This is a genomic window from Clostridium sp. HCS.1 (assembly GCF_047900555.1).
GTDB lineage: Bacteria > Bacillota > Clostridia > Clostridiales > Clostridiaceae > Clostridium.
The window spans coordinates 489,749-504,499 of sequence record NZ_CP170704.1; the positions used below are offsets into that span (position 1 = coordinate 489,749).

A 14,751-nucleotide genomic window follows, 5' to 3' on the forward strand; every position below is an offset into this window, starting at 1 on the left:
TAACAGTTTATTCATTTTTAATAGTTTATAATAATGATATAATACAAATTGGTGATGGTATGAGGATTATTGATTTGAAGTTATATTTACTAATGACTTTAGCATGTGGACTATTAGTTTTTTTTGCGTGGAAAAATGAAAGAGAAAAGCCTTATGGAAAATTAATAGACAAAATTAAATATTCTTTATATACAATTTCTATATTATGCTTGATATTAGTTATATATTTAAAATTTATGACTAAAACTAAAGGGATACAAATATATTTTAAAGATATAATAAATATTTCTTTTTTAGCATCCATAGAAATGTTATTATCAGCGCAAATAAGTAGAAGTATAATTTCATTTATAAGAAATAAAGCCCTATCTACTAAATATGGAGGTAAGGAGCTAACAAAGAAAGAAATAGACTACATAAATAATAGTAAAGAATTAAGCTTCAACTTATGGGGTTATATATTGATGTTTATAATATGTGGAATTATATATAGTATTATAAGTGAATTTATATTTAAGGAATATAAAATAGAAGATACCTTAATTACTGCTTTCTTTAGTACCATATGTTATTGGTTTATTTCAGTAAAATTATTTGCAAATAGCAAATAAGAACTAAATATTTATTTTATTTTAAGAAACTTAAAAATATGAGTTTCTATTTTTTTTGTTAAAAAAGATTTAATTAGAAAAATTTTCTTTTTAATTATATTTTATGTTATAATCGAAATAGAAAATTAATGAGGTGAATTTAATGAGTGCAATAGTAGATAAAAGCTCTAGAACGCCCCTATATTTACAACTTATGAATATTCTTATAGACATGATAGAAAATAACCTACAAGAAAATGAACAGATACTTTCCGAAAGAGAAATTTGTGAAAAATATGATGTTAGTAGAACTACAGTAAGGCAAGCTATGGATGAGCTTGAGAAGGAAGGATACATATATAAACTTCATGGTAAAGGAACCTTTGTATCACCTAGAAGAATGAATCAAGATTTAATTTCTTTTTATTCATTCACTGAAGAAATGAAGAAATTAAATAAAACCCCTAGCTCAGAAGTAACTGGATTTGAAATAGTTGAAGCAAATGAAAAAATAGCTGATATATTTAAAATTAATATAAAAGATTTACTATACAAAATATCTAGAATAAGAAAAGCTGATGGATTACCTATGATGTATGAAACTACTTATTTACCTTTTGATAGATTTAAAGGATTAACAAGAGAGCAATTAGAAAATAATCCTATGTATGATATTTTAACAAAATCCTTTAATGCAAGAATTACATCAGCAGAAGAGTACTTTATGCCTATATTAACTAACAAGCTTGAAAGTGTCTATTTAGAGATTAAGGAGGGGAGCCCTAGTTTAAAAATAGAAAGGCTTACATATGAAAATTCAAAAGTAATAGAATATACAGTAAGTGTTGCTAGAGGAGATAAGTTTAAATATAGGGTAAAATTAAATAACAACTAAAAAATAAAATTTTTTTAAAAGAACTGGTAATGACAACATTACAAGTTATGAAAACTTAAATTTAAATATTCATTTTAAAAAAGTATTTAATAAAATAATTTTATATAAATAAATATAGAAAAAGAAATAAAAGGAGTGAAGGATTATGAAGATATTATCAACAAGAGAAATGCTAAAAAAAGCTCAAAGAGAAGGATATGCTGTACCAGCCTTTAATATTCATAACTTAGAAACCCTAGAAGTAGTTGTAGAAACAGCAGCAGAATTAAAATCACCAGTAATATTAGCTGGAACTCCATCAACAATTGCATATGCAGGAGGAGAATTTATAGTTGCTATGGCAGAAACAGCAGCAGAAAAATATAATATTCCAATAGCAATACATTTAGATCATTTTGAAGCAGTAGAAGAAATAAAACATTTTATTAATTTAGGCTTTAGATCAGTTATGATAGATGCTTCCCATGAAGAATTTGAAAAAAATATAGAAATAGTTAAAGAAGTAGTTGAATATGCACATAAATATGATGTAACAGTTGAAGCAGAACTTGGTAGATTAGGTGGACAAGAAGATGATTTAATAGTAGATGAAAAGGATAGCAAATATACTAATCCAAAGCAAGCAAGGGAATATGTAGAAAAGACTGGAATAGATTCATTAGCAGTAGCAATTGGAACAGCTCATGGATTATATAAGGGAGAAGCAAAGATAGATTTTGATAGACTAAAAGAAATAAGGGATATGGTAGATGTGCCATTAGTATTACATGGAGCATCAGATATACCAGATGAATTAGTGAAAAGGGCAATATCCCTAGGAGTATGCAAAGTAAATGTGGCAACAGATTTAAAGATTCCATTTTCAGATGCAGTAAAGAAATACTTTATAGAAAATCCAGATGCTAATGATCCAAGAAAGTATATGACACCAGGAAAAGAAGCTATGAAAAAGGTAGTTGAACACAAGATTATGGTTTGTGGAAGCAGTGGACGAGCATAAGAAGATCTTAACATTTAATAAGATATAATAATATTTTAGAGGAAATAATATTAGACTATAACTTAATATTATTTCCTCTTATTAAATTATAAAAAAACATATAATTTTTTTGATTCTTTAAGATTGTTAATATTCCTACAAGTTATCAGAAAATTCTAAATTATTAATATAGGGATAAATTAACTGTTATAATAAATATTGGGGAACAATGTTTAAAAATATTTATATAGGAGGATTTTGGTATGTTTCAATTTGAGACTCAGTTGAAGAAATTAAAGCACGAAGTTTTAACAGAAGTTGCTAGATTAGCTAAGAATGGAGATTTATCCACTGAATCAATAGAAAAAATTCCTTATGAAATCATAAAAGGGGACAAGGCAATGTATAGATGCTGCGTTTATAAGGAAAGAGCTATTGTATTAGAAAGAGCAAAACTTGCTGCAGGTTACTTAGCTAATGGGGATAATATTGATGATGAGTTTGTAGATATCAGAGAAGAAGACCAAATCATTTACGTTATTGAAGCGGCATGTGATAGATGTCCAATTAATAAATATAGTGTTACAGATTCTTGTAGAGGGTGCTTAGCTCATAAATGTCATGAAGCATGTAATTTTGGAGCAATTCATTATGTAGGTGGTAGAGCTTATATTAATCAAGAGCTTTGTAAAGAATGTGGAATGTGTAAGAAAGCATGTCCTTATGATGCAATAGCAGAAGTAATGAGACCATGTAAGAGAGTTTGCCCTACAGGAGCTTTAGATATAAGTCAAGAAGATAGAAGAGCAATTATAAAGGAAGAATCATGTGTTAACTGTGGTAGCTGTATGACTGCGTGTCCATTTGGGGCTATTTCAGATAAGAGTTTAATAGTTCCAGTAGCAAAGAGACTTGCAAGAGGAAGAAAAATGTATGCTATAGTAGCTCCAGCAATTGCAGGACAATTTGGACCTAAGGTTAGCTATGGACAAATTAAAAATGCCATTAAGAAATTAGGCTTTACTGATATGTTAGAGGCTGCCTGTGGAGCTGATGCAGTAACAGTTCATGAAAGTAATGAATTTGTAGAAAGAATGGAAAAGGGAGATAAATATATGACTAACTCTTGTTGTCCAGGCTTTTTAAATTATATAGAAAAAACTATGCCTTCAGAAGTTGAAAGAATTTCTGGAACAGTATCACCTATGATAGCAACAGCTAGATATATTAAAAGCATTGATCCAGAAGCAAAGGTTGTATTTATAGGACCTTGTACTGCTAAGAAAAATGAAGCAGCCAAAAAATCTGTAAAGGGAGCAGTAGATTATGTTCTAACTTTTGAAGAAATATTAGCATTATTTAATGCCTTTGATATAGAAGTTGAAGAATGTGAAGAGGAATTAGTTGATGAAGCATCAATTTATGGAAGAGGCTTTGGTGCTCATGGTGGTTTAACAGCAGCTATTGAAAATTATATTAGAAGCCAGGGCTTAGAAGTGAATTTTAATCCAGTAAAAGCTTCAGGTGGAATAGAAATTAAAAAAGCTATGACTATGGGTAAGGTAGGAAAGTTACAGGGAAACTTTATCGAAGGAATGATGTGTGAAGGTGGATGTATAAACGGTGCTGGAACTATAGCTACTCCATTTAAATCTAAATCAACTTTCAATAAGATAAATGCACAAGCTTCTAGAAAATCAGTTATAGATAATGAAAAAATAAAAGATTTTGAAAATATTGATTTAGAAAGAAAATAGGTTATGGGGCTACTTAAGTAGCCCCAAATTTAAAATTTAGAATGTAAAATGTAGAATTAATGAAGTAATTTGTACCAAATTACTAAAAATATATTTATTTTGTAAACTCCAAACATGGAGTTTTTTCTTTTATAGTATTATTAGTTTTATAAATAATATTGGTAATAATTTATGAATTAATTGGAAAGATTAATATTGATATTTTTAAATTTTTTATATTCAATAAGGGATTAAACTATAATAAAGAAATATTATCTACATTATTAGTCTTATTATCTTCCATATATTTATTAGATTAGTCTTAAATAATGCAGGAGTACATATAATAAAAGAGTGAAAAAGTAAAAGATGCTATAAAATAAAGAAAATAGATATAAAAATAAGGAAATAGAAACTAATCAATGAGAAATGGTAATATTTATTAATTTTAGTGAAAAAATATAAGGATTCCAATTTGAAAAAAAAAAATCAAAATATTATTATAAAATTGTTAGCACTTAAGAAAGATGAGTGCTAATATAGATATAATAATAATAATAATTTTATATATATAATTAGGAGGGATTTTTTTATGAATATCAAACCACTAGCAGATAGAGTAGTAATTAAGAAACTAGAAGCAGAAGAAACTACTAAAAGTGGAATAGTTTTAACAGGTGCAGCAAAAGAAAGACCACAGGAAGCAAAAGTTGTAGCTGTTGGACCTGGAGCTATAGTAGATGGAAAAAGAGTAGATATGGAAGTAAAAGTTGGGGATAAGGTACTTTATTCAAAATACGCTGGAACTGAAGTGAAAGTTGAAGGCGAAGAGTACACTATTTTAAAACAAGACGATATTTTAGCAATAGTTGAGTAAGGGAGGAATAAATTATGGCAAAGATGATTAAATTTAGCGAAGAAGCTAGAAGAGCAATGCAAGTAGGCGTTGATACATTAGCAGATACTGTAAAAGTTACATTAGGACCAAAGGGAAGAAATGTTGTATTAGATAAGAAATTTGGAGCACCTTTAATAACTAATGATGGTGTTTCAATTGCAAGAGAAATCGAATTAGAAGATCCATATGAAAATATGGGAGCTCAATTAGTTAAAGAAGTTGCTACTAAAACTAATGATGTAGCAGGAGATGGTACTACTACAGCAACACTTTTAGCACAAGCAATAATTAGAGAAGGTTTAAAGAATGTTACAGCAGGAGCAAATCCTATTTTAATTAGAAATGGTATTAGAATGGCTGTTGATAAGGCTGTTGATGAAATTAAGAAAATTTCTAAACCTGTTGATGGAAAAGAAGATATTGCAAGAGTTGCAGCTATTTCAGCAGCAGATGAAGAAGTAGGTAAATTAATATCTGATGCTATGGAAAAGGTAGGAAATGAAGGAGTTATAACTGTTGAAGAATCAAAATCAATGGGTACTGAACTTGATGTAGTTGAAGGTATGCAATTTGATAGAGGATATGTATCAGCTTACATGGTAACAGATACAGAAAAAATGGAAGCAGTTTTAGATAATCCACTAATATTAATTGCTGATAAGAAAATCTCAAATATTCAAGAATTACTTCCAATATTAGAGCAAATAGTTCAACAAGGTAAGAAATTACTTATTATAGCTGAAGATGTTGAAGGCGATGCTATGACTACATTAGTAGTTAATAAATTAAGAGGAACTTTCACATGTGTAGCTGTAAAAGCACCAGGTTTTGGAGATAGAAGAAAAGAAATGCTTCAAGATATAGCTATATTAACAGGTGGTACAGTTATATCAGAAGAACTTGGCATAGACATAAAGGAAGTAACTTTAGATATGCTTGGACAATGTGAAAGTATAAAAGTTACAAAGGAAAATACTACTATAGTTAATGGAAAAGGAAATAGTGAAGCTATTAAAGAAAGAGTTTCTCAAATAAGAGCTCAAATAGAAGAAACTACTTCTGAATTCGATAAAGAAAAATTAACAGAAAGATTAGCAAAACTTGCTGGTGGAGTTGCAGTAATTAAAGTTGGTGCTGCTACAGAAACAGAATTAAAAGAAAAGAAATTAAGAATAGAAGATGCTTTAGCAGCTACAAAGGCAGCTGTGGAAGAAGGAATAGTTCCAGGTGGTGGAGCTGCTTATGCTAATATTATAAATGAAGTAAATACAGTAACTTCAGATATTCCAGACACTCAAGTTGGTATTAATATCATAGTAAGAGCATTAGAAGAACCGATGAGACAAATAGCTACTAACGCAGGTCTTGAAGGTTCAGTTATCATTGAACATGTTAAGGGTTGTGAAGCTGGAATGGGATATGATGCTTTAAGAAATGAATATGTAAATATGATTAAAGCTGGTATCGTTGACCCAACTAAGGTTACAAGATCAGCACTTCAAAATGCTGCTTCAGTAGCATCAACATTCTTAACTACAGAAGCTGCTGTAGTAGATATTCCTCAAAAAGAAACTCCAATGCCAGGAGCACCAGGAATGGGAATGGACGGAATGTACTAAAATTCAAATAGAAAAGATACTAATGGGATTTTTTCCTACTAGTATCTTTTTTTATTTATTATTTAGATAAAAGTGTATATTAGTGTATAATAAAAATTCATAAATTATAACTAGATAATTAATTTAAATAAATAAGAATTAGGGAAAAATAACAAATGATATATTAATTCACTTAAAATATCAAAATATGGAATATTATTTCAAAGCATATAGACTTTAGAAGACTTGATTTGTATAATTTATATATACTTTTATATAGTTTATAAAATAAAGGAGGAGTAAAAGTGGAAATATATTTAAAAAATATTTTAAATATAATAATATTTACTGCAATTATATTAATACCTGTTAAAATAACTAACTATTTAATAAATATAAAAAAAGTCAAACTTAATAGATGGATTATTGGGACAAGCTCCTTTACTTTCTATACATTATTTAAAGTTTTTTTGGATGAAGTACCATCTTTTATAGATAATATTGTAAAAGTTATCTTTATTTCTTTTATAGTTATGTTTTTTGAAATTTCTAGAATGAATTTTATGGAAAACAATTATAAAGGAAAAATTGATTATACTAAATATCTTAATAAATAACTTTTGATAAAATGTTAAAGCAAGAAATAATTTATGATTTTGTAAAAGAAGAGTGTAGAAAGCAATATCTATCTGGAGGAATAAAAGGTGTTGATGCTAATACAGTTGCAGTAAATGTTAATATGCAGAGATCAAATGTAGTGAATCAGTTTAAGAAACTAATAGATATGAAGTTGATATATAAAAGTAATGGAAGACCGGTTTTATATTATGTTGACTCAAGTATTGTAGAATATGAAATAAAGAGTCAAGAAGAAGTAGACTTTTTTAATATAGATAAATATCTAGAACACAAAAGTAAGAATTTAATCAAGAAAGGTTTTAATAAGGAAGAGATTAGGAGAAAAATAACCAGAGAGGTAAATGATTACATAAAAGGGTTTCTTGAAGCAACAGAAAATAGAGGTAAAAGCGAAGAAAATATAATACTTGATAAAGAATATGTAGTTGGAGTTGAAAGTAATTCTAATAAGACAATTGCAATAGCCTATGATAAGTATGGAAATGAAATATCATCAGGGGAAGCTGGTTTAGGTAATTTAGTTATAAACAAAGAAGAAGCATTAAAGAATATAGAATTTTCTATATTAAAATGTATATCTAATTTAGATGAAAAAAGATGTATTCATCTTTACTGTGGATTGCCAGGAGTAGATACTGGAAATAATAAATTTATTATAAAAAAATATTTAGAAGAAAGATTTCCTATAAGTATAACTGTTATGAATGATGCTGAGCTTACTTTAAATTCAGTTTTAAAGGGGAGAAATGGAATACTTGTAATATCAGAACTTGGTTCAATAATATACTCAAAAAATAATGAATCTAAACTTAGATATGGAGGATATGGTCCCATTCTTGGTGATAAAGGGAGTATATATTATGTGGTATTAAAATCATTTGAAATAGTAATTGAAGAAAAAGAATTAGAAAATAGTTTTAGTAATTTATCAATAAATATAATGAATTCATTAGAATGTAAGACTATTAGTGAGTTTGTTGAGAAGGTGTATTCTTTAAAACAAGAAGAAATATTAAGAGTTTTCCTTGTTATAGTAAATGAATATAAAAATGGAAATGAAAAAATTATAAAAATTTTTGCAGAAGCAGGAAGATACTTAGGAAAGTTAACTTGTAGAGCATATAAGCTTTTAGAAAATCAAGAAGAGATACCAATAGCTATAAAAGGAGACTTAATAAATAAAGTACCAATAGTTAAACAATTCTTTATTAATGAAATTAATAAGGTTATTAATAATTATAAAATTATTAAACCTAATGTGAAAGCAGCAAAAGGAGCTTACTATATTGAATTTAATAAATCAAGAAGCTGGAAGTAGAAGGAGGTTTTTATGATAGTAAGAGAAAGGTTTATAGTAACTGGAGATATTAATGATGGAGGAATAAGATATTTTTCACAGATGAAAGCAGCACCATTAAAAATAACAGGGTTTTCTAAGAAAAGTGGAGATAGAACAATCTATATAGAAGCACAAGGAGAACCAGGAAATATAGAAAAATTTAAAGAAGTATTATATACAGGAAATGGATTTTTTAAAGTAGAAAAAATTGAAAGTAATAAAATAGAATTAATTGAAAATGAAAGATATTTCTTAGTAAAGTAATTTTACTATTTAATAAATAAAATAAGGTAAGGGGTATTAGAAAATGGAAGCAATTATGAAATTTATGGATGAAAAAATGATGCCGCCAATGGCGAGACTATCAGAACAAAAGCATTTAAAGGCTGTAAGAGATGGTATTATATCTACATTATCATTAATATTAATAGGATGCTTTTTCTTATTAATAATTAATATACCTATAACTCCATGGAAGGACTTTATAGCTCCTTATGCAGCTAAAATAGTATTACCATTTAGAGTTACAATGGGACTTATGTGTTTATATGCTAGTTATGGTATGGGATATTCACTAGCGAGATCTTATAAATTAGATGGAGTGTCAGGTGGAGTTCTATCTATGGCAGGATTATTAAGCTTAAATATACCATTAAATGTTACTGATAAAGCTACAGATACAGCATTAGGATGGGTTTTAAAAATGGAGTATCTTGGTGGAGCAGGAATGTTTACTGCAATTATTAGTATGATTATAGCAGTTGAAATATTAAGATTTTGTAAAACTAGAAAATTAACTGTTAAAATGCCAGAGCAAGTTCCAGAATCAGTATCAAGAAGTTTTGAAGCACTAATACCAGCAGCAATAATAATTACTCTTTTCTGGATAGTAAGAGTAATGTTGGATTTTGATGTTAACATATTTATTACTAAGTTATTTAGCCCTTTAGTAAATATAGCTGGAAATACTTATCTTGGAGTATTATTACCAACTTTATTTATATGTTTATTATGGGCATCAGGAATTCATGGAGTTTCCGTTATAGGATCATTATTAAGACCAATATGGTTAGTTTTACTTGATGAAAATATGGCTGCAGCGGCAGCAGGTGGAATTGCTAATAACATAGGTACAGAAGGTTTCTTTGATTTATTTGTATGGATTGGAGGATCTGGTGGTACATTAGCACTTTGTATATTATTCTTATTTTCAAAATCAGCGTATTTAAAGCAGGTTGGAAAATTCTCAATAATTCCAGGGTTATTTAATATAAATGAACCAATAATGTTTGGAGCACCAATTGTTCTTAATCCTATACTTGCAATACCATTTGTAGTTGGTCCTGTAATAAATACAACAATTACTTACATTGTTATGAGTTTAGGGCTTGTAAATAAGGTATCAGTAATGGCACCATGGGTATTACCAGCACCAATTAAAGCAGTTATGGCTACTAATGATTGGAGAGCAGCTATATTAGTTATGATTAATTTTGCAATTTCTATAATTATTTTCTATCCATTCTTTAAGATGTATGAGAAGAACTTACTTAAGGAAGAAAATCAACAAGTTGAAAATAGTATAACAATGTAAAACTTAAAGTGAAAGGTTAGTATTAATCTTTCACTTTTAATATAAGCAAGATATTACATATTAAAAAAGGAGATTATAATGAAAAATGAAGTTTTTAATGGTATTGATAATTTAGAAGAAATAAAGAGTATAGTAGGAAATAAGAAGATTGGATTAGTAACATCAACAAGCGGAGTAAATAAATCCTTAAAATATACTGTTGATATAATAAATGAAAATTTCAATTTAATCTCCCTTTTCTCTCCTGAACATGGACTTAGAGGTAATCTTCAAGCCGGAGAAGAAGTAGAAAATTATATAGATGAAAGAACTGGAGTTAAGGTATATAGTCTATATGGGAACAACAAAAAACCATCATCAGAAATGATGAAAGATATTGATATCTTATTATTTGATATTGCTGATGTAGGGATAAGATATTATACCTATATTAATACAATGGGATATTGCTTAGAAGCTTGCAAAGAAAATAATAAAAAGATGGTTATATTAGATAGAATAAATATTTTAGGTGGAGAAAAGATTGAAGGCAACTTGCTTGGAGAAGAATATAATACAATTGTTGGAATGTATCAAATACCAGCAAGATATGCTTTGACTATAGGTGAATTAGCAAATTATATTAATAGTATAAAAGGAATTTATTGCGACTTAGAAGTAGTTAAAATAAAGGGGTGGAAAAGATGGATGTATCAAGATGATACAGATATTATATGGATTCCCCCATCACCTAATATGCCAACCCTTGATACAGCTATTCTATATAGTGGATTATGTTTAATAGAAGGTACAAATATATCAGAAGGAAGAGGAACTACAAAACCATTTGAACTAGTAGGAGCACCCTGGATAGATGGATATAAATTAGCAGATATAATGAATAATAAAAATTTATCAGGAGTAAAATTTAGACCAGTGTTTTTCACTCCTATGTTTTCAAAATATGAGAAAGAGCTTTGTTCAGGAATTCAAATTCATATACTGAATAAGAAAATAATAAATTCTTATGAAATTGGAATAAATCTTTTAGAAGAAATTATCAAGCTTGATATGAATAATAAATTAGAGTTTAATTATTATAATGAATATGGCTATTTCTTAGATGCATTACTTGGAACGGACATTATAAGAAAAGAGCTAGGAAGAGGAATAACTTCAAGTGAATTTTTAAATAGTATAGCTAAAGAAGAAAAGGATTTTTTTGAAAAATGTAAGAAATATTATTTATACAAATAATATATAAATATATTTTATATAAGCTCTATAATACCGTTAGTAATATTGATAGAATTATATCTATAATTTATAATTATAGTAAATATCTTATTAGTTAAATAGAGGAGTATTATGGGAGCAAAAAGCAAAAGAAAGAAGATTAGGAACATAAGGATAACTATATTAGTAATTGTTTCAGTAATATTAGGAACTACATTATTAATAAGTTTCAATAATTATAAAGAAACAATTAAAAAAATAGAAGTTAAAGAATCAATTAGAGATTTAATTATAACTATTAATGCAGTAGAGATTAATGATTCAATAAAATTTGAAGATTTAGATACAATAAGGGAGATAAAAAATGAAAATGGTGAAAAATTAAAAACCATAGTTAAGTATAGAAATATAGAGGATTATAATAAAATAGAAATTTTGACTTTAGAAGATGCAAGAAAAATATTAAATGATGAAGTGGATTTTGTTATTAATAAAAATGGAGAATTTTTAAATATAGAGGAAAAAAATTAAATTAAGAAGTATCAATTATAAAAAAGTTGTTATAATTGATACTTTTTTTGTTATATAAATAAAAAATATAAAGATTAATTGACTAGTTATTATAAATAATGGATAATATTTCAAGTGAATAGTTTAGTTTGAAAATTTTAGGAGGATATTATGGGATTTTTAGTATTAATAATTGGACTGTGTATAGGAAGTTTTTTGAATGTATGTATTTATAGAATACCTAGGGAGGAATCTATAGCTTTTCCAGCATCTCATTGTACAACTTGTGGGTATGAGCTTAAAGTCTTAGATCTTATTCCAGTTATAAGTTATATATTTTTAAAAGGAAGATGTAGAAAATGTGGAGAAAAAATATCCATAAAATATCCATTAGTTGAAGTGCTAAATGGAATATTATATTTATTAATATATTTAAAATTTGGATTAACTTTTAATTTTATTGCCTATAGTATTTTAGCTTCATTATTAATAGTAATTTCTTATATAGATTTAGAAACTAAGGATATATATTCATCCACAACTATATTAGGACTAGTTTTAGGTTGTGTGTACATATTAATAGGATTGTATACAAAAGATACAACTCTAATTAATAATCTTTTAGGTGGAATTATTGGATATTTAATTATATATCTAATAGTAGTAATTACAAAAGGCATGGGACAAGGTGATGCTGAAATAGCAGGAATATGTGGATTATTTATAGGGATTAAAGGAATTTCAGTTAGTTTATTTATAGCTATAGTACTAGGAGGATTAGTAGCATCAATAATATTACTATTTAAATTAAAAGATAAAAAGTCTGAAATTGCTTTTGGACCATATATATCAATTGGAACTATCATTTATATTATGATAGGAGAACAATTATTGTCACTTTATCTAAATTTTTTCTTTTAAAATGTGAATTTAATTTAAATATAAATTATGCTTGAAAAAGACTAAAGTCTATATTATGATGATGAATGAATAGTTAAATGGTTAAAAAAGGAATTTTTTTTAAAAATATAATTTAAAATCAAAATTTAACATAGGAGTGAATTTTATGGCTATAGTTCAAAAGAAAAGGCTTGGAGATATCTTAGTAATGGCAGAAAAAATAACTCCATTTCAATTACAAAATGCTTTAAGAACACAAAAGCTTTTAGGAAAAAAATTAGGGGAAGTTTTAATTGATAGCGGAATAGTTTCAGAAGGGGATATTATAGATGCTATAGAAGAACAAACTGGAATAAAGAAAGTGGATTTAAACAATGTTAATTTTGATAAAAAAGCCATTAAGATAATACCACAAAATCTTTGTATTAAATACAATTTAATAGCCTTTGGTTTTGAGGAAGACAAAATAATGGTGGCCCTTTCAGACCCATTAAATATTTTTGCAATAGATGATATTTCTATATCAACAGGATTAGAGGTTAAGACATTTATTGCACCAAAGAAGGATATTAATAAATTTGTTCAAATTAATTATAGCAGTGAAGAAGTTAATAAAGCAGCACAGGAACTCTTAAAAGAAACCTTAGAATCAAGAAGTATATCTTTAGATGTGGAAGAAATTGATGATGTAAAAAATGCGCCAGTTGTAAAGATGATAGAGTACTTATTTAAAAATTCAGTTGAAATGAGAGCTTCAGATATACATATTGAGCCTTATGAAAAAGAAATAAGGATAAGATATAGAATTGATGGTGAGCTTACAACAGTAAATACTCTTGGAATAGAAAGCTTAGCACCATTAGTAACAAGGATAAAAATACTTGCAAATCTGAATATAGCCGAAAAAAGGATACCTCAAGATGGAAGAATAATAACTAAGGTTGGTAATACAGATATAGACCTTAGAATTTCTATTTTACCAACTGTAAATGGTGAAAAGATAGTAATAAGAATATTAAGCAGAGAAAATTATAAGCTAGGTAAGGAAAGTCTTGGATTAACTAAAAAGAATCTTGAAAAATTAGATAGTATAATTTCAAGCCCTCATGGAATAGTACTAGTTACTGGTCCTACAGGAAGTGGTAAATCCACAACTCTTTATACTGTTTTAAGTGAACTTAATTCTAGCAATGTAAATATAGTTACAGTAGAAGATCCCGTTGAATATACCTTAAATGGCATTAATCAAGTTAATGTAAATAATAAGGCAGGATTAACCTTTGCAAGTGGTCTTAGAAGTATACTAAGACAAGATCCAGATATAGTTATGATAGGGGAAATAAGAGATGAAGAAACTGCACAAATAGCAATAAAAGCAGCTATTACAGGGCATTTAGTTTTAAGTACTCTACATACAAATGATGCACCATCAACTATGACTAGATTAGTAGATATGGGAGTTGAACCCTATTTAGTTGCAACCTCTATTTCTGGAATAATAGCTCAAAGATTAGTAAAGAAAATATGCTCTAATTGTAAGGAAGAATATATAGCTTCAGATTACGAAAAAAGTGTATTTAATATAAAAGAAAATGAAACTCTGAAATTGTACAGAGGCAGAGGCTGTGGCCATTGTAATAATAGTGGCTATAGTGGAAGAATAGGTGTCTATGAAATAATGGAGATAACAAGAGAACATAGGGATGCAATAAATAAAACTAGAGATTCAAATGTTTTAAAGGATATCTCAATTAAAAATGGAATGACAACTCTTGCAGATGAATGTAAGGAATTAGTTTTAAAGGGTGTAACTACCCTAGAAGAACTTGCAACTATAACTTTATTAAGAGATATATAA

General features: G+C 27.5%; 14 protein-coding genes. All 14 read left to right on the plus strand.

Annotation, left to right across the window (positions count from 1 at the left end):
* Positions 1-74: 74 nt before the first annotated feature.
* The 14 genes from ACFYH6_RS02405 (at position 75) to ACFYH6_RS02470 (ending at position 14,751) form a co-directional block, all read left to right on the plus strand.
* Positions 75-611, plus strand: a complete 537-nt coding sequence (locus ACFYH6_RS02405; protein ID WP_416179263.1) for a hypothetical protein — start codon at positions 75-77, stop codon at positions 609-611.
* Between the two features lie 142 nt (positions 612-753).
* A complete protein-coding gene (locus ACFYH6_RS02410) occupies positions 754-1,485 on the plus strand; it encodes a GntR family transcriptional regulator (protein WP_416179262.1) in 732 nt (243 codons plus the stop codon).
* A 142-nt stretch (positions 1,486-1,627) separates the two neighbouring features.
* Positions 1,628-2,485, plus strand: coding sequence for a tagatose bisphosphate family class II aldolase (locus tag ACFYH6_RS02415; protein WP_416179385.1), 858 nt, complete (start codon positions 1,628-1,630; stop codon positions 2,483-2,485).
* Positions 2,486-2,727: 242 nt separating this feature from the next.
* Positions 2,728-4,221, plus strand: coding sequence for a 4Fe-4S dicluster domain-containing protein (locus tag ACFYH6_RS02420; RefSeq protein ID WP_416179261.1), 1,494 nt, complete (start codon positions 2,728-2,730; stop codon positions 4,219-4,221).
* Between the two features lie 571 nt (positions 4,222-4,792).
* On the plus strand, positions 4,793-5,077 hold the full coding sequence (groES, locus tag ACFYH6_RS02425; protein WP_416179260.1) for a co-chaperone GroES: 285 nt from the start codon (positions 4,793-4,795) through the stop codon (positions 5,075-5,077).
* Positions 5,078-5,091: 14 nt separating this feature from the next.
* Positions 5,092-6,717: a chaperonin GroEL gene (gene groL / locus ACFYH6_RS02430; protein WP_416179259.1), complete on the plus strand. Its 1,626-nt coding sequence runs from the start codon at positions 5,092-5,094 to the stop codon at positions 6,715-6,717.
* 284 nt (positions 6,718-7,001) lie between these two features.
* Positions 7,002-7,313 (plus strand): hypothetical protein, encoded by a 312-nt coding sequence (locus ACFYH6_RS02435; RefSeq protein WP_416179258.1) that lies wholly within the window; start codon positions 7,002-7,004, stop codon positions 7,311-7,313.
* Between the two features lie 11 nt (positions 7,314-7,324).
* Positions 7,325-8,653, plus strand: coding sequence for a BadF/BadG/BcrA/BcrD ATPase family protein (locus tag ACFYH6_RS02440; RefSeq protein ID WP_416179257.1), 1,329 nt, complete (start codon positions 7,325-7,327; stop codon positions 8,651-8,653).
* A gap of 12 nt (positions 8,654-8,665) precedes the next feature.
* Positions 8,666-8,938, plus strand: coding sequence for an acylphosphatase (locus ACFYH6_RS02445; RefSeq protein ID WP_416179256.1), 273 nt, complete (start codon positions 8,666-8,668; stop codon positions 8,936-8,938).
* A 43-nt stretch (positions 8,939-8,981) separates the two neighbouring features.
* Positions 8,982-10,268, plus strand: coding sequence for a PTS sugar transporter subunit IIC (locus ACFYH6_RS02450; protein ID WP_416179255.1), 1,287 nt, complete (start codon positions 8,982-8,984; stop codon positions 10,266-10,268).
* A 78-nt stretch (positions 10,269-10,346) separates the two neighbouring features.
* On the plus strand, positions 10,347-11,504 hold the full coding sequence (locus ACFYH6_RS02455; RefSeq protein WP_416179254.1) for an exo-beta-N-acetylmuramidase NamZ domain-containing protein: 1,158 nt from the start codon (positions 10,347-10,349) through the stop codon (positions 11,502-11,504).
* Positions 11,505-11,615: 111 nt separating this feature from the next.
* A complete protein-coding gene (locus tag ACFYH6_RS02460; protein WP_416179253.1) occupies positions 11,616-12,014 on the plus strand; it encodes a hypothetical protein in 399 nt (132 codons plus the stop codon).
* 150 nt (positions 12,015-12,164) lie between these two features.
* On the plus strand, positions 12,165-12,914 hold the full coding sequence (locus ACFYH6_RS02465) for a prepilin peptidase (protein WP_416179252.1): 750 nt from the start codon (positions 12,165-12,167) through the stop codon (positions 12,912-12,914).
* Positions 12,915-13,059: 145 nt separating this feature from the next.
* Positions 13,060-14,751, plus strand: a complete 1,692-nt coding sequence (locus tag ACFYH6_RS02470) for a GspE/PulE family protein (protein ID WP_416179251.1) — start codon at positions 13,060-13,062, stop codon at positions 14,749-14,751.